The sequence below is a fragment of the Tepidibacter mesophilus genome, assembly GCF_002724055.1.
Lineage (GTDB): Bacteria > Bacillota > Clostridia > Peptostreptococcales > Peptostreptococcaceae > Tepidibacter_A > Tepidibacter_A mesophilus.
The window spans coordinates 1-20298 of sequence record NZ_BDQY01000006.1 but is presented as its reverse complement, the minus strand read 5'-3'; the positions used below and the strand labels follow the sequence as shown (position 1 = coordinate 20298).

Annotated in this window: 22 protein-coding genes; 12 read left to right on the top strand and 10 right to left on the bottom strand. The window is 25.7% G+C overall.

The window, feature by feature from the left end:
- Positions 1–30: 30 nt before the first annotated feature.
- Entirely contained in the window at positions 31–1821 is a 1791-nt protein-coding gene (locus tag Tmeso_RS05770) for a DEAD/DEAH box helicase family protein (RefSeq protein WP_099189151.1), read from the top strand.
- A 122-nt stretch (positions 1822–1943) separates the two neighbouring features.
- Here the strand turns inward: Tmeso_RS05770 and Tmeso_RS05765 are convergent, their stop codons facing one another.
- Positions 1944–2756, bottom strand: a complete 813-nt coding sequence (locus Tmeso_RS05765; protein WP_099189149.1) for an undecaprenyl-diphosphate phosphatase — start codon at positions 2754–2756, stop codon at positions 1944–1946.
- A gap of 193 nt (positions 2757–2949) precedes the next feature.
- On the opposite strand from Tmeso_RS05765, the gene Tmeso_RS05760 reads away from it, so the two are divergent.
- From Tmeso_RS05760 to purB, 4 genes are all read left to right on the top strand, one after another.
- Positions 2950–3843 (top strand): tyrosine-type recombinase/integrase, encoded by an 894-nt coding sequence (locus Tmeso_RS05760; protein ID WP_099189147.1) that lies wholly within the window; start codon positions 2950–2952, stop codon positions 3841–3843.
- A gap of 44 nt (positions 3844–3887) precedes the next feature.
- Positions 3888–4820 carry a dipeptidase gene (locus Tmeso_RS05755; RefSeq protein ID WP_099189145.1) on the top strand — a complete coding sequence of 311 codons (933 nt, stop codon included), beginning with the start codon at positions 3888–3890 and terminating at the stop codon, positions 4818–4820.
- Between the two features lie 58 nt (positions 4821–4878).
- Positions 4879–6069, top strand: coding sequence for a pyridoxal phosphate-dependent aminotransferase (locus tag Tmeso_RS05750; RefSeq protein WP_099189143.1), 1191 nt, complete (start codon positions 4879–4881; stop codon positions 6067–6069).
- Between the two features lie 314 nt (positions 6070–6383).
- The gene (gene purB, locus Tmeso_RS05745) at positions 6384–7820 is read left to right on the top strand and encodes an adenylosuccinate lyase (protein WP_099189141.1); all 1437 of its coding nucleotides are present in this window, start codon (positions 6384–6386) and stop codon (positions 7818–7820) included.
- 42 nt (positions 7821–7862) lie between these two features.
- Here the strand turns inward: purB and Tmeso_RS05740 are convergent, their stop codons facing one another.
- Positions 7863–9287, bottom strand: coding sequence for a spore germination protein (locus Tmeso_RS05740; protein WP_099189139.1), 1425 nt, complete (start codon positions 9285–9287; stop codon positions 7863–7865).
- Between the two features lie 198 nt (positions 9288–9485).
- Here Tmeso_RS05740 and Tmeso_RS05735 point away from each other — a divergent pair, with 198 nt between their 5' ends.
- From Tmeso_RS05735 to Tmeso_RS16915, 7 genes are all read left to right on the top strand, one after another.
- Positions 9486–10082: a DUF3793 family protein gene (locus Tmeso_RS05735; RefSeq protein WP_099189137.1), complete on the top strand. Its 597-nt coding sequence runs from the start codon at positions 9486–9488 to the stop codon at positions 10080–10082.
- A gap of 79 nt (positions 10083–10161) precedes the next feature.
- Complete coding sequence (locus tag Tmeso_RS05730) at positions 10162–10461, top strand: hypothetical protein (protein WP_099189135.1); 300 nt, start codon at positions 10162–10164, stop codon at positions 10459–10461.
- A gap of 80 nt (positions 10462–10541) precedes the next feature.
- On the top strand, positions 10542–11186 hold the full coding sequence (locus Tmeso_RS05725) for an MBL fold metallo-hydrolase (RefSeq protein WP_099189133.1): 645 nt from the start codon (positions 10542–10544) through the stop codon (positions 11184–11186).
- Positions 11187–11359: 173 nt separating this feature from the next.
- On the top strand, positions 11360–11566 hold the full coding sequence (locus Tmeso_RS05720; RefSeq protein WP_099189131.1) for a hypothetical protein: 207 nt from the start codon (positions 11360–11362) through the stop codon (positions 11564–11566).
- Positions 11567–11607: 41 nt separating this feature from the next.
- Positions 11608–12033, top strand: a complete 426-nt coding sequence (locus Tmeso_RS05715; RefSeq protein WP_099189129.1) for a hypothetical protein — start codon at positions 11608–11610, stop codon at positions 12031–12033.
- A 197-nt stretch (positions 12034–12230) separates the two neighbouring features.
- The gene (gene truA, locus Tmeso_RS05710; protein ID WP_099189127.1) at positions 12231–12980 is read left to right on the top strand and encodes a tRNA pseudouridine(38-40) synthase TruA; all 750 of its coding nucleotides are present in this window, start codon (positions 12231–12233) and stop codon (positions 12978–12980) included.
- Positions 12981–13141: 161 nt separating this feature from the next.
- Positions 13142–13270, top strand: coding sequence for a hypothetical protein (locus Tmeso_RS16915; RefSeq protein WP_278281369.1), 129 nt, complete (start codon positions 13142–13144; stop codon positions 13268–13270).
- Positions 13271–13317: 47 nt separating this feature from the next.
- On the opposite strand, the gene Tmeso_RS05705 is transcribed toward Tmeso_RS16915, so the two are convergent.
- From Tmeso_RS05705 to Tmeso_RS05670, 8 genes are all read right to left on the bottom strand, one after another.
- Positions 13318–13920: a lysine exporter LysO family protein gene (locus tag Tmeso_RS05705; protein WP_099189125.1), complete on the bottom strand. Its 603-nt coding sequence runs from the start codon at positions 13918–13920 to the stop codon at positions 13318–13320.
- Complete coding sequence (locus Tmeso_RS05700; protein WP_099189123.1) at positions 13917–14216, bottom strand: LysO family transporter; 300 nt, start codon at positions 14214–14216, stop codon at positions 13917–13919. The genes Tmeso_RS05705 and Tmeso_RS05700 overlap by 4 nt, the downstream gene beginning before the upstream one ends.
- Positions 14217–14314: 98 nt before the next feature.
- On the bottom strand, positions 14315–14962 hold the full coding sequence (locus Tmeso_RS05695; protein WP_099189121.1) for a DUF4397 domain-containing protein: 648 nt from the start codon (positions 14960–14962) through the stop codon (positions 14315–14317).
- Between the two features lie 65 nt (positions 14963–15027).
- Entirely contained in the window at positions 15028–15300 is a 273-nt protein-coding gene (locus Tmeso_RS05690; protein ID WP_099189120.1) for a hypothetical protein, read from the bottom strand.
- A 195-nt stretch (positions 15301–15495) separates the two neighbouring features.
- Positions 15496–16788 (bottom strand): branched-chain amino acid transport system II carrier protein, encoded by a 1293-nt coding sequence (gene brnQ, locus Tmeso_RS05685; RefSeq protein WP_099189118.1) that lies wholly within the window; start codon positions 16786–16788, stop codon positions 15496–15498.
- Positions 16789–16928: 140 nt separating this feature from the next.
- Entirely contained in the window at positions 16929–18218 is a 1290-nt protein-coding gene (gene brnQ, locus Tmeso_RS05680) for a branched-chain amino acid transport system II carrier protein (RefSeq protein ID WP_099189116.1), read from the bottom strand.
- Between the two features lie 538 nt (positions 18219–18756).
- Positions 18757–19020: a hypothetical protein gene (locus tag Tmeso_RS05675; protein WP_099189114.1), complete on the bottom strand. Its 264-nt coding sequence runs from the start codon at positions 19018–19020 to the stop codon at positions 18757–18759.
- Between the two features lie 899 nt (positions 19021–19919).
- On the bottom strand, positions 19920–20162 hold the full coding sequence (locus Tmeso_RS05670) for a hypothetical protein (protein ID WP_099189113.1): 243 nt from the start codon (positions 20160–20162) through the stop codon (positions 19920–19922).
- Positions 20163–20298 lie beyond the last annotated feature (136 nt).

The window sequence follows — 20298 nt, the reverse complement described above, 5'->3', positions numbered from 1 at the left end:
TAATAATATAAAAAGAAAAGGGGGATACAATTGAAAATATATTCAAAGAATATTCATTCTAATTTAGATTCTCTTAGAATAAAAGATAGCGAGATGCATTTTTATGAAAATTGTATAGACTCTTTAAATGGCATAGGAATAACAAAAATAGTTCCTGTAAACGGCATTAATATAGATTTAATGTATGTTAAAGACAATAATATTCTTTTTATTAAATTCATGGATACTACTGAAGAAATATATTCTATACTGGAAGATGAGTTAATAGAGGTAATGGAAGAAGAATATTTTACATTAGAAAAAAAATTAAAAAGTTTTAATTTAGATATTAAATATAATTTAATATATATTATGCCATATATTGAAATAAATAATAAAAAGAATGATTTTATAAATAATCATATTATTGATAATACTAAATATAATGAATTAATTAATGATACAATCATATTAGATAAGTATTTTATGGGTGAAAATGATGATGTTATTTTAAATCTATTTAGATTTTATATTTCACCTGAATACCATTTAATAAAGAAATGTCGTAAAGAAAATTCAAAAAATGAATTTTTCAAAAATATTTTATTTTCTAAAGATCAATATAAATATAATTCAGTTTTTTTAAGTCCTTCTCAAATTGAAAAAATTAATTCTATTAAATATGGAAATACTTTATTTATAGGCCCTAATGGAAGTTCTAAAACGACTATATTAATATCAAGAGCTATAAAACTTACTAAATTATATCCAAAAGAAAGATTTTTATTTATAACATATAACAAGCAGTTAATGAATGATATTAAAAATCAAATTAGTTTATTATATAAAACGCCTGAAAATTTAGACATATACAATTATCATGGATTTATATTTAAGTTAGCTAAGGATTTAAATTTAGTAATAGATTACAATAAACTTAAATTAGACTTTTCTAAATATTTTAAAAATGTTTTTTTACAAGTAAAAAATACATTAAAAGAAAAAAAAATATACAAAGGAATTTTTATAGATGGTTGCGAAAACTTTGATGAAGAAGAAATAAAATTCATTCAAGGGATATTGTTTAAATCTAAAAATATTTTCAATATATCAGTGGATAAATCCGCAGATATACAAAATAATATTAAATCATTTAAAGGGTTTTGGGAAAATATGAATTTAGACCATGTCATAACACTTGAATATAATTATAAACAGACACAAAAAATTTCTTCGTTTGTAAATAAATTTAGATGTAATATAAAAAATTATGTAGGAAATTTTGCTATTAATATTCCTGATGATTATTATTTAAATACAAAATCTTTAAGAAGTGAAGGCGAAGATGTAGAAATTATATTTGTAGATGATATAGAAGAAAAAATTAAATCTATAATATGGGAGATAGAATATTTAATAACAAAAAAAGGATTTGATTATTCAGATATAGTAATTGTATATCCGTATAATAAAAGAAAATTAAAAAATGGAAATATGATATATTTTCAATATATTTTAAGAAAAGCATTAGAGGAGAGCAATATACCTTATGTATATTCAAATGACGAATTAACTAATTTAAGCAATAAAAATGGAGTAACAATATCTAACATATATTCTATAAATAATCTAGAGTATAAAGCCCTCATACTATGTCAGATTGAAATGTTATATGGGCATCATCTGAATGATTCTAATTCTAATAATGAAATTAACAATTTTATAAAAAATTTAAATATGATATGTACGGCATTAACATGTGCTTTGGATAAAATTATAATAATTACAACGTTTAAAGAAGAGAATAGTGATATAATAAAAATGATTGCAGGTTCCCTCTAAAATGGTATAAATAAAAATTAAATTTTAAAAAATTATTAGAAGATCTTTTTATTGTATATTAATATACTTATAAATACATATTAAATAAAATAAGAATGTAGGTAATTACCCACATTCTTATTTTATTTAATAAAGTAAGAAAATAGTATTATTACAGAAAGAATTATTCTGTAGTATCCAAATATTTTGAAATCCTTTTTTTGTATATAATTCATAAAAAAAGATATAACACAAGTAGCTATTATAAACGAGCCTATAATTCCTATTAATAATACCATCCACTGATTAGATGTTATTGTAACCCCACCTTTAATCATCTTAAGTACAGAATAAGCTGTCGCACCTGCCATTGTAGGTATAGCTAAGAAAAATGAAAATTCTGCAGCTATTTGTCTTGATGTTCCTAAAATCATTGCTCCTATAATTGTAGCAGCTGATCTTGAAGTTCCAGGAATCATTGCTAGACATTGAATCATACCTATTGAAAAAGCAGTTTTATAACTTAGTTTATCAAAAGTATTTATTTTAATTCTTTTAGAATTATTTTCTAAAACTAATATAAAAATACCACCAACAAAAAGCATTACAGCTACTACTATAGGATTATTTAAATAATTTTCTATTATATCCGCAAATAAAAAACCTAATATAGCAGCTGGAATAAATCCAACTATTACTTTTGACCATAAGCTAATAGTCTGTTGTTTTTGTATATGTGTTTTAGATTTCTCAAAAGGGTTTAGCTTTTTGAAATACAAGACTACAACAGATAAAATAGCCCCGAACTGAATAATAACATTAAAATAAAATCCAAAATTACCTTCAAAATTTATCCATTGATTAACAAGGATTAAATGACCAGTACTGCTAATAGGCAAGAATTCTGTAATCCCTTCTACTATAGAAAGGATTATAGCTTTTAAAATATCGCTCATAGTAAAACCTCCTTCAAATTATCTATTTTAATACATTCTATAAAATTAACATATAAAGTATATCAGTTAAATTGGATTTTTTCAAAGGATTTTAATTATTAAATTAGAAATATTATAATTTAGTGATTTTTATATTTGAATATTTTAAGTATAATTAATATAACCTTAAAAACATTAAAGGAAGTGAGTATTTATGAATGGTTTATCAGAATATGAATATGAACTATTTAAAGAATTTTCTAGAAAGCTTAAACCTTTAAGCAAATATGATTATTTAAATAAAATAGTCTTATTTAAATCAACTTTAAATGATAAGAATTTGCTAAATATAAATATTAATGAAAGTAAACAATTCATAGAACATATTAATAATATATATGCTAAGTCAACTTGTGAAAAAATATATAGTTACTTACATAGTTTCTATAATTTTTTATTAAAAGAAAATTATATACAGAATAATCCTTTTGCTAATATAAATAAACCTTACGTATCTAGAATTAAAAATAAAAATGATGTATTAAGTCTTGATGAATTAAATAAATTAATATCTATATTTCCTCATTTAAAAAAAAGAGATAGGGCTATAATTTCTTTTTTAATTAGCACAGGATGTTTGTTAAATGAATTAATAAGCTTAAAATGGAAAGACTTAATAGTTGATAATGGAAACATTTATTCATGTAAAATAGGAACTCAAAAAAAGGAACGTATAGTGCAACTACCGGAATATTCATGGAATCTAATTATGGACTATAAAGAGTCTACAAATATTACTAGTATGGATGATTTTGTTTTCAAAAGTAGGAATAGTAATACTATTACCGATAGAAATGTTAGACTTATAGTAAAAAATGCTTTATCTATAGCTAATCTTAGTAATTATTCCGCAAAAGATTTTAGACATTCATACGCAACATTTTCTTTAAAATGTGGAATAAAAGATGAAAATCTAAAAGAAAAACTAGGTTGGAGTGATAAAAACTATGCATGCAGATATAAGTATGTAATTAATTTTGTAGATAGTGATAATATTGACTATATTATAGATAATGATGAATCTAATATATATAAATCAAAGAAATAAATATACAGTTCAATTTTTAAAATTGATAAAAAGAGGTGAACTAAATGAATTATAAAATAATAGATAGCCATTGTGATAGTATAACTAGAATAAAAGACAATAATCTGTCTTTTTATGATAATGATATCACTCATATAAACTTAAAAAAATTATTAAAATCCAATGTAAAAATTCAATTTATGGCTGTATATATAGATTATACTATTCCTTTTCCAGAGTCGTATTTTAAAGCTATATTGTATATAAACAAATTACATGAATATGAAAAAAATAGTGGTAGTATAAAAATAATAAAAAATAAGAATGATTTATATTATGTTATGAATAATGACAATATAGTAGGAATTATTATTTCAATAGAAGGGGCTCATATAATAGATGACAATATAGAAATAATAAAATCATTAAACATATTGGGTGTAAAATCATTAACTTTAACATGGAACTATAAAAATAAGGTGGCTTGTGGAACAATGGAAAATACTGATTTTGGATTAACCAATTTTGGAAAGTCTGTTATTAATGTTATGAATAACATGGATATGATAATAGATGTCTCTCATGCATCTTATAAAACATTTTATGATGTTCTTAAATTAACTAAACAACCTATAATAGCTTCTCACTCTTTAAGTAATTATATAAATGAACATAAAAGAAACCTAACAGATGATCAAATAAGAGATATTTCTAATATAAACGGAGTAATAGGAATTAATTTTTATGAAGAATTTGTTGGTAAAAATAAAGACATCCCTTCATTGGTAGATCATATAGAAAGAATAACCACTATAGGTGGAGATAAATGTATAGGATTTGGATCAGACTTTGATGGGTGCAATGTTATAAACCCTTTAAAAGACTGTACTTATTTGTACTTAATAATAGATGAACTATTAAAAAGAAATTATACTGATGATTTTATAAAAAAAATATGTTATAAAAATTATTTAGATTTATTATCTAAATTTTACTAACTTTTGGTATAATGATATTAGATTTAAATAAAGTTATATATTAGATAGGAGCGATATTATGGAACTTTCAATTAAACATAGTAATATTTCACCATCATTGACTTTAGCTATTAGTGCTAAAGCTAAAAAAATGCAAGAAGATGGCATTAATGTGATAAGTTTTAGTGTAGGAGAACCTGACTTTAACACTCCTGAAAACATAAGAAACAAAGCTATTGATGTAATTAAAAACAACAATATAGGATATACAGCAGTATCTGGTATACCTGCTCTTAAAGAAGCTATATGCAATAAGTTAAAAGTAGACAATGACCTTATTTATAATCCCAAAGAGATAATTGTATCTAATGGTGCAAAACATTCTTTATATAATATATTTCAAGCTATTTGTAATCCTGAAGATGAAGTTATAATATCTACTCCGTACTGGGTAAGCTATCCTGAATTAGTCAAAATGGCTGGAGCTAAACCTATATTAATTGACTGTAGTGAAGATAATGACTTCAAATACAATATTGATGATTTAAGGAAAAACATAACTAATAAAACTAAGGCTATAATACTAACTAGTCCATCTAACCCTACTGGATCGGTATATACACTAGAGGAATTAAAAGAAATCGCAGAGTTAGCTGTAGAAAATAATATAATAGTAGTTTCTGATGAAATTTATGAAAAGCTTATATACGATAATCAAAATCATATAAGCATAGCTTCATTAAATGAAAAGATAAAAGAATTAACTATAGTTGTAAATGGATTATCAAAGTGCTGTGCTATGACAGGATGGAGAATAGGATATACAGCTTCTAATGAAAGAATAGCTACTATAATGTCTAATCTCCAAAGTCATGCTACATCAAATCCTAATACTATAGCTCAATATGCTGCAATTGAAGCTTTAGAAGGAGATCAATCTGAAATTGAATATATGCGAAATGAGTTTGATAAAAGAAGAATAAAAATGGTAGAGCTTATAAATGCTATACCTAATATTTCGTGCAATACCCCTAAAGGTGCATTCTATGTTATGGTTAACATATCAAAGCTTATAGGTAAAAAACTAGGAACTTATAATATAAAAGATTCCATGGACTTTGCAAATTATCTATTAGAGAATTCTTATGTAGCTGTTGTCCCTGGAGTAGCTTTTGGAAATGACAATTATATTAGATTGTCATATGCAACTTCTCAGGAAAATATAATAGAAGGATTAAATAGAATAAAACAAACTTTATCTAATATATAAAATTTGATTCATGCTATCGCATAGTTCATATCGCCAACGAGTCCTATACGGACTCCGTTGCTCAAAAATAATTGTAAATATAGCCCTTTCATCAAAGTTATTAAAATATAGGATTTTTAAAATCTGTACTTAATATAAAAAATTAATAATATTTTTTATCAGTTAGAAGTAAAATAAGCTTAATGCTATTTAAATAGTATTAAGCTTATTTTTATTTTGCCTTACATTTAACATAAAAACATTTGTTAAAGTTCGCATTATATTGTATAATACTATTGTGATATGAAAAAAATAAATATTTCAAGGAGGATATCATGCAAAAACACGATTGTTATCAAAATCCTTTAATTCAAAGATATGCAAGTAAAGAGATGAGTTACATATTTTCTCCACAAAAAAAGTTTAAAACTTGGAGAGAACTATGGGTTGCTCTTGCTGAATGTGAGATGCAATTAGGAATTAATATAACTAATGATCAAATCGAAGAACTTAAAGCAAATATAGATAATATAAATTTTGAAGATGCGAAAAGATTTGAAAAGGAAACAAGACATGATGTTATGTCTCATGTTAAAGCTTATGGACTTTTGTGTCCCAATGCTCAAGGTATTATACATTTAGGTGCTACTAGTGCATATGTAGGAGATAATACAGATATTATAATTATGAAAGATGCAATGGAATTAATATTAGTTAAACTTGTCAATTTAATTAATAATTTAAAAAAATTTGCTTTTAAATATAAAAATCTACCTACGCTTGGATTTACACACTTTCAAGCTGCTCAACTAACTACTGTTGGAAAAAGAGCTTCTCTTTGGATTCAAGATTTATTAATAGATTTTGAAGATTTAAATGATAGATTTGAAAACTTAAAGTTAAGAGGAGTCAAAGGTACTACAGGTACTCAGGCAAGTTTTTTAAGTTTATTCGAAGGAGACCATGATAAAGTAAAAAAATTGGATAAACTTGTTACAGCTAGTATGGGATTTAAAAAATCATATGCAGTAACTGGACAAACATATACTAGAAAGTTAGATTATCAAATTTTATCAACTCTATCATCTATAGCTCAGAGTATGCACAAAATGACTAACGACATAAGGCTACTTCAAAGCTTAAAAGAAATAGAGGAGCCTTTTGCTAAAAATCAAATAGGATCTTCTGCCATGGCATATAAAAGAAACCCTATGAGAAGCGAAAGAATATCTTCATTATGTAAATATGTAATCTCAGAAACATTAAATCCAGCATTGGTTCACTCTACACAATGGCTAGAAAGAACTTTAGATGATTCTGCAAACAGACGATTAAGTATAGCTCAATCATTTCTTGCTATAGATTCAATACTAGAAATTGGTATTAATGTTACTGATGGATTGGTTGTATATGAAAATATGATTAAAAAGCATATAGACGAAGAACTTCCTTTTATGGCTACAGAAACTATATTAATGGAGGCAGTTAAAAGAGGTGGAGATAGACAACATCTTCATGAAAAGATAAGAGTCTATTCAATGGAGTCTGCTAAAAATGTAAAAGAATTAGGTGGAGAAAATAACTTAATAGAAAAAATAATAAATGATCCTGAGTTTAAAATGACTAAAGATGAAATTTTATCGATAATGGACCCAATAAACTTTATAGGTAGATCGTCTGAACAAGTAGTCGAGTTTATAGAAATTGAGGTTGACCCTATAATTGATATATTTAAAGATAAACTTGGATTAAGTATAGACTTAGAAGTATAAAGTAACCTTCTTATACAATATTATAAAAAGCAGTAAAAAAGATTAATCTTTTTTACTGCTTTTTATCTCTACTATAGGCTTTCTAAATAATATATTTAAAAGAGCATCTTTATTAAATGGAATTAAAGGCCATAAATATGACTGATTTGCAAAGCCCTTAGTTGTACAAATTATAGTACATACTATAGCTAAGGATATAAAAAATCCTATATTTTTAAATATGCCAGTTATAATAAGTATAAATAGCCTAAATATTCTTATTGCCATAGCAAATTCTATACTAGGTGTAGCAAAAGTTCCAATAGCCGCTATAGCCATATAAAGTATAGTCTCTGGAGTGAACCAACCAACCTTTACTGCAAACTCACTCAGAATTAATCCTCCTATAATTCCCATGGATGTAGATAATGAATTAGGTGTGTGTATTGATGCAAGTCTTAGTGTATCAAGTCCTATTTCTAATAAAATAAATTGTATAAATAACGGAATGTTACCAACTTCGGATGGACCTATAAATTTTAACGAATTTGGTAATAACTCTGGATTATAAACCAAATATAGCCATAACGGACTTATTATCATAGAAGAAATCATAGATATAAATCTAACCCATCTTAAATAAGTACCTACCATTGGGTTTTGATAATAGTCTTCTGCATGTTGAGTAAAATGAAAAATTGTTACAGGTAGCAACATAACACTTGGAGAATTGTCAACTATAATAGCTATATGTCCTTCTAATAAATGAGCAGCAACAACATCGGGCCTTTCTGTAAAGCGCACCTGAGGTAATGGATTAAACCATTTTTTCTTAATAAGTAACTCCTCAAGCGTTTTTTCGCCCATAATCAAAGAATTAGTTTTAATTTTATCTAATTGACTTTTTAATTGTTCTAAAAAATCGTGGTCAACAACACTGTCTATATAAGATATAGAAACATCAGTTTTGGATTGAGAGCCTATAGTTGTAAGTTCGAATATTAAACCTGGATCTCTAAGTCTTCTTCTGATTAAAGCTGTATTAAAAATTATAGTTTCAACTAATCCATCTCTAGAACCTCTCGTAACCTTTTCCAAATCAGGCTCTTGCGGTCCTCTAACAGGGTATTCTCGTACATCTAAAAGTATACCTTCTGATTGTCCATCTATAAATAAAGCTGTATTCCCGGAAAGTACTGCCCGCTCCATGTCTTCAAAATCAGAAAAAGTAGAAACTTCTATATAAGGAATATCATTTTTTAAAAGAGTTTTTATTACATCGATATTGACATGTTCTATATCTATAGATTGAATCTTACCCATAATAAATAACATTATTTGATCTTTAGTAAATCCATCTATAAACACAAAATTAGCCTTTGTGTTTCCTATAGTCCATTCTCTGTTAACAATATCAAAGCTTTTATCTATAGGAAGAGTTTTTTTCAATGTTTTGATATTATCATTCAAACTAGAAGATACTTTCATTTTTAAACCTCCATGTAACTATTTAATTTATACAGTTATTATCTTCTAATTTAGTTTAAATATTCTCTTAATATAATATCTAATCTAAAGTACAAATTATTTGACATTTAATACAAAACTGTAATATTATATTAATATAATTGAAAATGAGTTTTACTTTCAATTGTGCTAAATTTATTTGAAAGGTGGTTTATATATATGAATAATAACTTGAATAACTGTTTTTGCATAAGCGATAATACACATTCTTTTACAAAATGGCTATTACAATTGCTAGGCCCTGTAATATTTGGTGTTAAACCTGCTGAAATAATAAGTTTTCCTTACTCTGACAAACAAAATTCATATAGATTAACAGAAATTAAACGTATTTTAGATAAAAACAATAAGATATTCTACAAAGAATTTAGTTATTGTAACAAATGTACTAAAATATTGTTTTATAATTCAACAGAGTTAAATAATATATTATCAGAATATAGAAATTTAAAATTTTTACAATCAATAGGGTATCCTAATAATTACAATCTTAATATATACCTTGATTTTATAATAGGAAAAATGAAAACGGGTGATATCCCAGATGAAATAGGTATATTTCTAGGGTATCCATTGAAGGATGTACTAGGGTTTATTGGTCACCCTTCATTGAAACTTACAAAAATAAATGGTTGGAGAGTTTATGGAGATTCTAGAATATCGGATATTAAATATATGCAGTTTATAAATGCAAAAAATAAAATGAAAGAATTATTGAATCATCATAATGTTGACACTGTTTTAAAAGCAATATAAGCATACCGATTAAGTAATATTAATCACTTATAAGCATATTCGTAAATATAATATATAAAAAAGTTAAGGAGGAATTAATATGCTTAATTCTATATATGTGTGGATAATGTTTATTCTTTTAATCAGTTCTGGATATATATATTATATTTACAAGATATTTGGTGAAAAAATAGCTATAAAGGAAGCAAAGGAAATAGCATATAGACTTATGCTTTATGCTGAGAAAAACTTTGAAAATGATGATGAAAAATTCCAATGGGTAGTACAAAAATTTTACGAGACAATACCTTCATCTATCAAAAAGCTAATCACACAAGATATGATAGAAGATTTCTTGCAAAAGACATATGATGAAATGAAAGAATCTTTAAATAGTTAAAAATAAATATACAAGTTCTTGGGATTAAGTCTCCTTTATTATATAATATATTTAACCTAATATAGTAAAGGAGACTTAATATGATATTAAAAAGATTTGTTGTAGGTAAAATAGGTACTAATGCATATATAATTCACGATAAGCGCACTCTTGATGCTGCTGCTATAGATCCTGGTGATAATTCTAAAGTATTAATAGACTATATAAATAAAAATAATTTAAAGTTAAATGATATAATACTTACTCATCACCACTATGATCACATAGGAGCTGTAAACGATTTAAAAAAACAATATAATAGCAATATATCAGTTCATAAAAAAGACTTAAAAGGTCTCAAAAATCCAAGCATAAATTTATCTAAGCAATCAGATAGAAAACCAATATCAATTGATGCAAATAAAGTACTTTCAAATGGCTCAATTATAAAAATAGGTAATATCTCTTTAGAAGTAATCCATACTCCTGGTCATACAAAAGGTGGAATTTGCTTAAAATCTAGACACCAAAATGTAATCTTCACAGGAGACACCCTATTTAATGATGGAATAGGCAGATTAGATTTGCCAGGAGGTAGCGAGGAGGATATGATAATTACTATTAAGAATATAGTCTCAAAATGGGATGATAATATTATTATATACCCTGGTCATGGCAATTGGGATACAATGAAAAACATACGACGTAGAAACGAAGAATATAAGTATATAATTAATCTCTGTTAATATATTTTTTTAAATATATATATTTATAACTAATCTAAAAACAATAGGCTTTTCTATCAATTAAAAAAGCCTTGTTTTAAAGATTTTTTTAGTTTTATTCATAATTCATAATAATAATTAATATTTTGATAATAATTATATATAAACTATATTAATTTTATTAGAGGTGAATTATGAATAATAAGTTAGATTATATAAAATACTATTTGAAAAATGGATATAAAATAGAAAAACTAAAAAGAAAAAATAGACATATAGGTAAAATTATTCTTTCTAGTCAAAATAGACAAAAAAAGATTATAGCTTTATTTGGCGAAGAACTCGATAAAACAGCTCAATTTTATTTTGAATTACTTGATAAAGGATGTGATTTATTGTAAAATATTAACATGATATGCTGTTTAAACTAGGGGGAAATCTATTGAATAAAATATTTACACTAATATTAATAATAGGAATATCAATAGGACTATTAATAGGATCTTCTATAAATATATTGATAAATAAGGATTATCACCAAACTGAAAATACAAAAAAAAATCAACTTAATCAGACAATAAATAAAACAAAGAACAATTCCCAAAATCAAGAAGATAATAATCAAGTTACAAATAAAGAATCTTTAAACGAAAACAATAAAGAAGAGTATATAAAAATAATTATTCAAAATGGATTTACTTCCAATAAAGTGGCTGATATTTTATATGAAAATGAACTTATACTTAATAAAAATGATTTTTTAATACTACTAAAATCCTTAGATTTAAGTTCCAAACTCAGAGTAGGAGAAAAAACTATAAAAAAAGGAAGTAGTATGATAGAAATTATAAATATTATAACTAATTAAACTACTTATACAATAGGTAGTTTTTTATTTCTAGGAAAATTATATTCTATATTTTTTTAAGTAAGCAAGAATATTAGAATTAGTCTACTATATACGTATATAAGCATTATGAATTTTTTATTTTTGTTATAATAATAGTAAAAAAATGTTATGATTAAAATATAACTATATTCTACAATAGAAAGGAATACTAAATGATGAGAAATATTAAAATTACAATTAAATATGATGGAAGTAAGTATAAAGGATGGCAAAGACTAAAAACTTCAGATTCAACTATCCAATCTAAGATTGAAGCCGTCGTTTCTAAAATGACAAATGAGGAAATAGAAATAATAGGATCTGGAAGAACGGATGCTGGCGTTCATGCGATTGCTCAAATAGCAAATTTTAAAACTAATTCCAAAATGAATCTTTCTGAAATGCATGAATATTTATATAACTACTTACCTCAAGATATAGTTATTATTAATATAGAAGAGGTAGATATTAGATTTCATTCAAGATATAATGCAATATCAAAAACCTATTTATACAAAATAGATAACAATAAAATACATGATCCTTTCTTAAGAAAATATACAACTCATATTCCACATAAACTTAATCTTGATAATATGAAAAAGGCTAGCGAACATCTTATAGGTGAACATGATTTCTCTAGCTTCAAATCTTCTAAATCAAAAAAGAAATCTAATATTAGAACTATAAATTCTATAGAAATAGAAGAAGAAAATGGTTTTATCAATATTAAGATAAATGGAAACGGTTTTTTACATAACATGGTTAGGATTATAGTTGGAACCTTAATAGATATAGGTCATGGAAAGTTCAAACCTGATTATATGAAAAATATACTGGAAAGTAAAGATAGATCAATAGCAGGATCTACTGCATACTCTCAAGGTCTATGTCTATATAAAGTAAATTATGAGAAGGTTATGTAGTTGTTTACCCCTGATTCTAAAAATATTTTAAATTCCGGAAAAGCTTTTTAATATAAATACATATACAATTTAAAAAACCTCCTTAAGTTATAATTCTTAGAATAATTATTAATATTTAAGAATATTATTTATAGAATAAGATAGTTAGAGGAGGTTTTTTTATGAACTGTGTGTTAAGAATAACAACGAAATCAAGAGATCTTAAAAATACATTGAAGATATTTATACAGCTTGAAAAATCCGGATTAATACCTAACGAATTATCAAAATGGGGAAGTGATAAAAAGTAATGAAATACTTTTTATCACTTCCCCATTAAAATTACATAAACATATATCTATCCAAATAAATTATAAACTAGTGGTACTAATACTGGCACTAATATTGATAGTACGGCTCCATTTATAAATGCCATTACAACAGTTTCTTCATCTGTACACTTTACTATAATAGGTAGAGTAGAATCCATAGAAGTAGCCCCTGCAGGTGCTATTGATGTTATATGATTCATACGTTTAGCTATAATAGGTATTAATATAACAGATAACATTTCTCTAAAAACATTACTTAAAAAAGCTATAGTTCCTACTTGAGCACTACATATTTTAGACAATATGACAGCAGAAAGACTATACCATCCAAACCCACATGATATAGAAAGTGATACATTTATAGGAATTCTGTATATAAACGAACATATAATTCCTCCAATACAACTTCCTATAACAACTGAAAATGGTATTAAAAGAATTTTAAATCCTCGTTCTTTTATTTTTTCAAAAACAGCTTTATTTTCTCCAAGGTCAATTCCAACAGATAAAATTAACAAATTCAAAGCTAAAGTTGATATTAAGTCTATATTCTCTAATATATTCTGAGGTACTATGTAATATCCTGAAAATATACCTAATAGTAGAGCTGATAAAATGTAATATATCATTCTTTAGTATCCTCCTTTTGAGATTCTTTTGTATTAAAAAATAAATTAGTTATTAGATACAACACCAATGTACTAAATATTATAGTCATAGTAGAAAAAGATATGGCTTGCAATCCTAATGTATTAATTGAATTAAACATATCTTTATTAGATCCTATTGATATCCCCATTGAAAACAAAAGTAGTATAAGTGCAAATAATTGAAATTTTGAATTTAGTTTAAGATATTTATTAGGAATAATTTTGAAACTTCCTAATAAGATTCCTATTAAAAGACTTAATATAAGAATTTTCATTTTATCATCTCCTTTTAAATGATTATACCAATTTTTTGAATTATATGTAAGTTCTATTTATATACAAAATAAAAAACCTCTAATAAATATAGAGGCCCTTATTTTATATAACTATTCCCATCAAGAGGTATTAAAACTTGTAGAGGAGGTTTGTCATTTAAAAAACCAACTGCATATATACTATAGAATCTGTTAGGTTTAAGGTTAATATTAGGTACTATTAAAGCTGTTTGATCAGTTCCAGCAACTTTTGCTTCAACTGTATAATTTCCTGGTGGAACAGGTATATATTCTGTTACTTCTTCATATTCAACATCTTCAAATAATATAGCTCCATTTGGTAAAGTTATGTCTACATTAGGAGTGTTTGGAGATAAATGAATAAATCTAATCATAGTTTTATTAGTAGGTATAGGCTCTATAGGCTCTAGTATAGGTAATAAATCTAAATCAGATACATAACCAGTAGCAGCAACAGTTGCTATAGTATCATTTGGAATCTGAATGTTTTTTACTAAAACTGGATTTTGTTTAGTTCCAGATGCAAAAACAGATATCACATAATTCCCAGGAGGTACGCTAATATAGGGAGTGAAACTTTTATAAGGTATATTTTTAGCTATTAGATTATTATTTGCATATATGTCTACAGGTGGAGCATCTGGAGAAGCATGCAACACTCTAATATGAGAGGGTTTAACCTGCCTAATATGCGGCATATATGGATATAAAAAATTATTAATCATAATCTCAACACCTTTCAATTGTCTTCCATATAATATATGATTTTATTTAAAAGATGTTAATTTATCTATTTAAAATTTATAGGGTGTCCATTGTTAATATCATATCCAAGTCCTATTAATCCACCAATTATTATTAATGTAAATATTGATATCGTAACTATTTTATCAAATTGATTTTTCTTAAAACTATTTCTAAGAGAATACATACAAAATAATAATATAGATCCGACTATAAATATAAAATAGGGTATTATACCAAAATTATCTATAAACCATTTTATAAAATAGTGAAATACAATAAATTTAGGTGAAGGAAAATCATAATCAGAAACATTCATACTAAAACTCCCTTCCATTCCATTGAAAAAGTTAAACTTTTCTAAATATTCTTAATTTTATTATATAACAAAATTTAATAAAATCAAATAAAAAACATCAACTTTAAAATTAAAGTTGATGTTTTTTATTTATAAACAAACTATGCATTTTAAAATTTATATATGCAGAATTAATCTAAAGATAATAATTAAATTTTATGTTGTTTTTTTCGTAGCGGACTTCGTAGCGGACATTGTAATTATAGATCCTAATATAGCAGGTAGTATCCATGCAAATCCAGAACTTGCTAAAGGTAATTTAGATATTAAAGAATTAATATTTGATATTTGGAAACCTATAGCACTTAAAGCATCAAATAAGCTTACACATAAAGCTCCATATACAGCTCCTGAGTACGCACTGTTATTAGGTATATAATCATCAAATATATTCATAACTATTAATATTATTACAATGGGATATACTGTTACAAGAAGGGGAACTGCTATCTTAACTATAGTTTCAACTCCAAAATTAGAAATCACTGCACTAAAACAAGCAACCCCAATCACGATTGACTTATAGCTTAGTTTACCTTTTGTTAACTTAGAAAAATACTGACCACATGTTGCTGTAAGTCCTATTGATGTTGTAAGACAGGCTAGAGATACAGCTAATCCTATTATAATCTTACCTGTACTACCTAATATTCTTTCTGTAATACTTATAGTAAGTTGAGTCTTTGTAATATCAGGGGAGAATACAGTATTAGATGTAGCTCCTAAATACATCAATCCTCCATAGATAACAGCAAGCCCACTAGCTGCTACAAGACCAGCGAGAGTTGATAACTTGACTTGATCTTTAATATTCGTATACCCTTTTTGAATTAAAGAATTGATTACTATACTAGCTAGTATAACAGACCCTAATGCATCCATAGTTTGATATCCTTCTGTAAATCCACTAGAGAATGCATTTTGGATTCGTGTATCAGAAGGCGTTCCTATTGGATTGATAACGCCTTTAACAATTATTATAAGTAGTGAGATTAATAGGATAGGTGTAAGTACTTTTCCAATGTTATCAACTATGTTGGATGGATTCATAACTAAAAATAGTGTTATTCCAAAGAAGAGTATAGATACTAATAGGGGACTTACTTGAGGAAATAAGGGTCTAATTCCCATTTCAAAAGTGGTAGCACCAGTTCTAGGTATAGCTAAAAGTGGACCTATAGCTAAAACTATAATAGTACCTAATATTTTACTAAACGCTGGGCTAATTTTATCAGCTAAATCACTTAAGCTACCCCCAGCTTTAGAAGCAGCTATAATTCCGAGTACTGGCATTCCTATCCCTGTTAATAAAAATCCTAAAAACCCAGTAACCCAAGAAGTACCTGTTTGCATACCAAGAGCAGGAGGGAATATTAAATTTCCTGCACCAAAAAACATTGCAAATAATGCAAATCCTACTACGATTACATCTTTAGATGTTTTGTTCATATCTTCACACCCCTTTTAAAGAATCTTAATTCTAATCCCAAAATTGAATTTAATTGAAAAATTCAGAAAATTAAAGTTAAAAAAATATGGTTTTTAAAAATCCTTATCGCCTGTATAGACGATAAGGATTTTTTTATTTATTATACATTTTCTTGTTTTTTCTTCATAGTAGCCATGGCAATTACAGATCCCAATATAGCTGGTAGTATCCATGCAAAGCCCGAACTAGCTAAAGGTAATTTGGTAATCAATTCGCTAACAGCTGATATAGGAGTACCCATAGCATTTAAAGCATCGAATAAACTTATACATACAGCTCCAAATACTGCACCTGTATATGCAGCCTTATTAGGTATGTAATCATCAAATATATTCATAACTATTAATATTATACCTACAGGATAGACAGTTACAAGTAGAGGAACTGCTATTTTAACTATAGCTTCAACTCCAAAGTTAGACATCACAGCACTAAACACCGTAATACCAATAACTATCGGTCTATAACCAACTTTACCATTTGAAAGCTTAGAGAAATATTCTCCACATGTTGCTGTAAGACCAACGGCAGTAGTTAAACATGCTAATGCTACAGATATTCCAATTAAACCTTTTCCAGCATTACCTAATATTCTTTCTGTAATACTTATAGTAAGTTGCGTTCTTGATATATCTGCAGGGAATACTCCACTTGAAGTAGCTCCTAAATACATTAATCCGCCGTATACAATAGCAAGTCCAGTTGCTGCTACAAGTCCAGCCATCACAGTTAATTTAATTTGGTCTTTAGTATCAGTGTATCCTTTTTGAATTAAAGAACCAATAACTATTCCAGCAAAGACCATAGAAGCTAAAGCATCCATAGTTTGGTATCCCTCTGTAAATCCTTTTGAAAATGCATTCTGCATTCCTGTATCAGCAGGAGCTCCTATAGGATTAATTATTCCTTTGATTATAATAACAAGTAAAGATACTAATAAAACAGGTGTAAGTACTTTACCAATCTTATCAACTATTCCAGATGGATTTATAACCAAGAATAACGTTACCCCAAAGAATATAATAGATACTAATATAGGACTTATTGATGGGAATAAAGGTGCAAATCCCATTTCAAAAGTAGTAGCACCAGTTCTAGGTATAGCTAAAAGTGGTCCTATTGCTAACATTATAACAGTTCCTATGATTTTACTAAATGTTGGATTAACTTTATCAGCTAAATCACTTAAACTACCGCCCGCTTTAGATGCAGCTATAATACCAAGCACAGGCATCCCTATTCCTGTCAATAAAAATCCTATTAATCCAGGTACCCAAGCATCACCTGTAATAAGTCCAAGAGCAGGTGGGAATATTAAGTTTCCAGCGCCAAAAAACATTGCAAATAGTGCGAATCCTACTACGATTACATCTTTAGATGTTTTGTTCATTATGTTTCCTCCTTCGATTTCATGTAAATAATTTTTCTTAAAAATAATTACATTATAAAATATTTTCTATATTAAAGACTATAAAATTGGAGCTATAATCTTTTAATATACTTATGAAATAGATTGTCTTGAGTGAATTTTATGACAATTCATCCCAAAGCTTTACGAATTTAAAGTAATTATAACAACATTCATTATAAATATCAATAGATTAAAGCTTGCGCAAATATTTTGATGATTTTATATATTCAAAAAACAGAAATAATTATTTTTTATGTATTCAAATAAAAGAAGCATACACTTTTGAATGTATGCTTCTTTTATTTGAATTAAAAACCGTATTAGATTACTAATATATCTCAAATCATATGTTATAGTAGTGAAAATATAAAATCTTATAATTTAATTGAAACTTCAGAAAATAAAAAAAAAAGAATTTTGAAAGTTTGTTTTTTTAAAGTTGTTTAATGTTTATTTATTGAACAATTAATTCCAATAAAAAATAATTATATATTTTATAAAATATAATTTTATATTTTTAACAAATATAATATCCGTATATATTCGCATTTAAATTATTATTTATACTAGAATTATTATTCATTTCTATATTCATTATTCTATTAGTTTGTTTTACAGGAGAGAGTAGGGAAAACAAGCCAACTATACTGAGTATAATTATGAATATCATTAATAAAACCTTATTATTTTGGAATTTTATTTTTTTAAAATAATTATTTTTATTTTGTTGTTTGTTTTTAATCTTTTTTTTAGCTAAATTAAAATCGATAACCTTAGACATACTCTAACCCCCTTTTAAATATAAGCCTATATTATATTATTATAACAGATAAACAACGTGAACGGTTTAAATTTTTAGAAAATTCAATATTTTAAGTTTGTTTCTTTTTTACTATAAAGATTAGATTTTTTAGAAAGTGGTACTAATAAAATCAATATATATTAGTTTTATTAAATCTTATGATTTGTTTGGCGGATTAATAACTAAAACAGAAGATATATTAAAACTCAAATTTAATCCAATATCAATCAAAAATAAACAAAATATTAAAGAAAGCAAAGTGTTAGATAGTAAAATTATTACTAAGAGTATCATTGGGAAATTATTAACATTTTTTTAGATGAGCTTAGATTTTGTAGTGATAGAATTATATATACATATTATTTGATTATATAAATTGGTAAAACAACCACAAAATACACAGACTATTAAAAAGTGTAATTCTGTGGTTGTTATAAAATAAAGTTTATATGTAATAAACTTATGTGAATAGATAGTAAAATACTGATATTTGTATTCCTAAACTTAACTATTCCCTAAATATACATTTAAAGACTAGTTGTATTTTGCTTTTAAAGCTGCCCTATGATTCCTTTTATATTAAATTGAATGATTTTATATACTATATTCTAATAGTTAAATCTATATTTTATTTCTTTCAATAACTAATCAATTATATTTATCCAATTAAGTTTTTAATATTTGAAATAATTTATTATAGAAATATTCCTTATCTAGAATAGCTATTTATTTTTGATGTTTTTATTAATAATATTTATCAGTATACTTTTAACAAAACTTAATTCACTAGTCGTTCCATGGCTTACATGTATAAAAAACTACTAACTTCTCTTACTTTTTATTAATAAAGCAGTTCAAGTTTCTTGAACTGCTTTATTTTACACTTCCATATGATTTACTCTTACTCCACTTATTTCACTCAAATCATTCATCATATTTTTTATCCTATTTTTTTCTGCTCTTAAGTTTAATGTTATTAAACCAGTATTTACTTCTATAGGATCATGCATACCAAACCTATTTAAAATCATATCTCCATTTTGTGTTAATATTTCTTGTACTTTAGTAGCAGCATCTGTTCTTTGATCTATTCTTATACCAGCAATACTTAAATTATCCATGATATTCCTCCTTGTATAATGTAGTTATAACATTTGATAGAAAACTTTCTAATTATCTAACGAACATTAATAACTTTTCTAAAATTTCAATAATGCATAAAATCCTATCAGATTTCAAAACATTTCATACTATCGT

Coding starts and splice junctions, on each gene's coding strand:
- Tmeso_RS05705 (WP_099189125.1), bottom strand. CDS start 13,920: ATGATATATTACATTTTATCAGCTCTACTATTAGGTATATTTTCAGGA.
- Tmeso_RS05735 (WP_099189137.1), top strand. CDS start 9,486: ATGAATAATAACTTGAATAACTGTTTTTGCATAAGCGATAATACACAT.
- brnQ (WP_099189118.1), bottom strand. CDS start 16,788: ATGAACAAAACATCTAAAGATGTAATCGTAGTAGGATTTGCATTATTT.
- Tmeso_RS05675 (WP_099189114.1), bottom strand. CDS start 19,020: ATGTCTAAGGTTATCGATTTTAATTTAGCTAAAAAAAAGATTAAAAAC.
- Tmeso_RS05740 (WP_099189139.1), bottom strand. CDS start 9,287: ATGAAAGTATCTTCTAGTTTGAATGATAATATCAAAACATTGAAAAAA.
- Tmeso_RS16915 (WP_278281369.1), top strand. CDS start 13,142: ATGAACTGTGTGTTAAGAATAACAACGAAATCAAGAGATCTTAAAAAT.
- Tmeso_RS05755 (WP_099189145.1), top strand. CDS start 3,888: ATGAATTATAAAATAATAGATAGCCATTGTGATAGTATAACTAGAATA.
- Tmeso_RS05730 (WP_099189135.1), top strand. CDS start 10,162: ATGCTTAATTCTATATATGTGTGGATAATGTTTATTCTTTTAATCAGT.
- Tmeso_RS05760 (WP_099189147.1), top strand. CDS start 2,950: ATGAATGGTTTATCAGAATATGAATATGAACTATTTAAAGAATTTTCT.
- Tmeso_RS05695 (WP_099189121.1), bottom strand. CDS start 14,962: ATGATTAATAATTTTTTATATCCATATATGCCGCATATTAGGCAGGTT.
- Tmeso_RS05670 (WP_099189113.1), bottom strand. CDS start 20,162: ATGGATAATTTAAGTATTGCTGGTATAAGAATAGATCAAAGAACAGAT.
- brnQ (WP_099189116.1), bottom strand. CDS start 18,218: ATGAACAAAACATCTAAAGATGTAATCGTAGTAGGATTCGCACTATTT.
- Tmeso_RS05720 (WP_099189131.1), top strand. CDS start 11,360: ATGAATAATAAGTTAGATTATATAAAATACTATTTGAAAAATGGATAT.
- Tmeso_RS05750 (WP_099189143.1), top strand. CDS start 4,879: ATGGAACTTTCAATTAAACATAGTAATATTTCACCATCATTGACTTTA.
- Tmeso_RS05765 (WP_099189149.1), bottom strand. CDS start 2,756: ATGAGCGATATTTTAAAAGCTATAATCCTTTCTATAGTAGAAGGGATT.
- truA (WP_099189127.1), top strand. CDS start 12,231: ATGAGAAATATTAAAATTACAATTAAATATGATGGAAGTAAGTATAAA.
- Tmeso_RS05725 (WP_099189133.1), top strand. CDS start 10,542: ATGATATTAAAAAGATTTGTTGTAGGTAAAATAGGTACTAATGCATAT.
- Tmeso_RS05700 (WP_099189123.1), bottom strand. CDS start 14,216: ATGAAAATTCTTATATTAAGTCTTTTAATAGGAATCTTATTAGGAAGT.
- purB (WP_099189141.1), top strand. CDS start 6,384: ATGCAAAAACACGATTGTTATCAAAATCCTTTAATTCAAAGATATGCA.
- Tmeso_RS05690 (WP_099189120.1), bottom strand. CDS start 15,300: ATGAATGTTTCTGATTATGATTTTCCTTCACCTAAATTTATTGTATTT.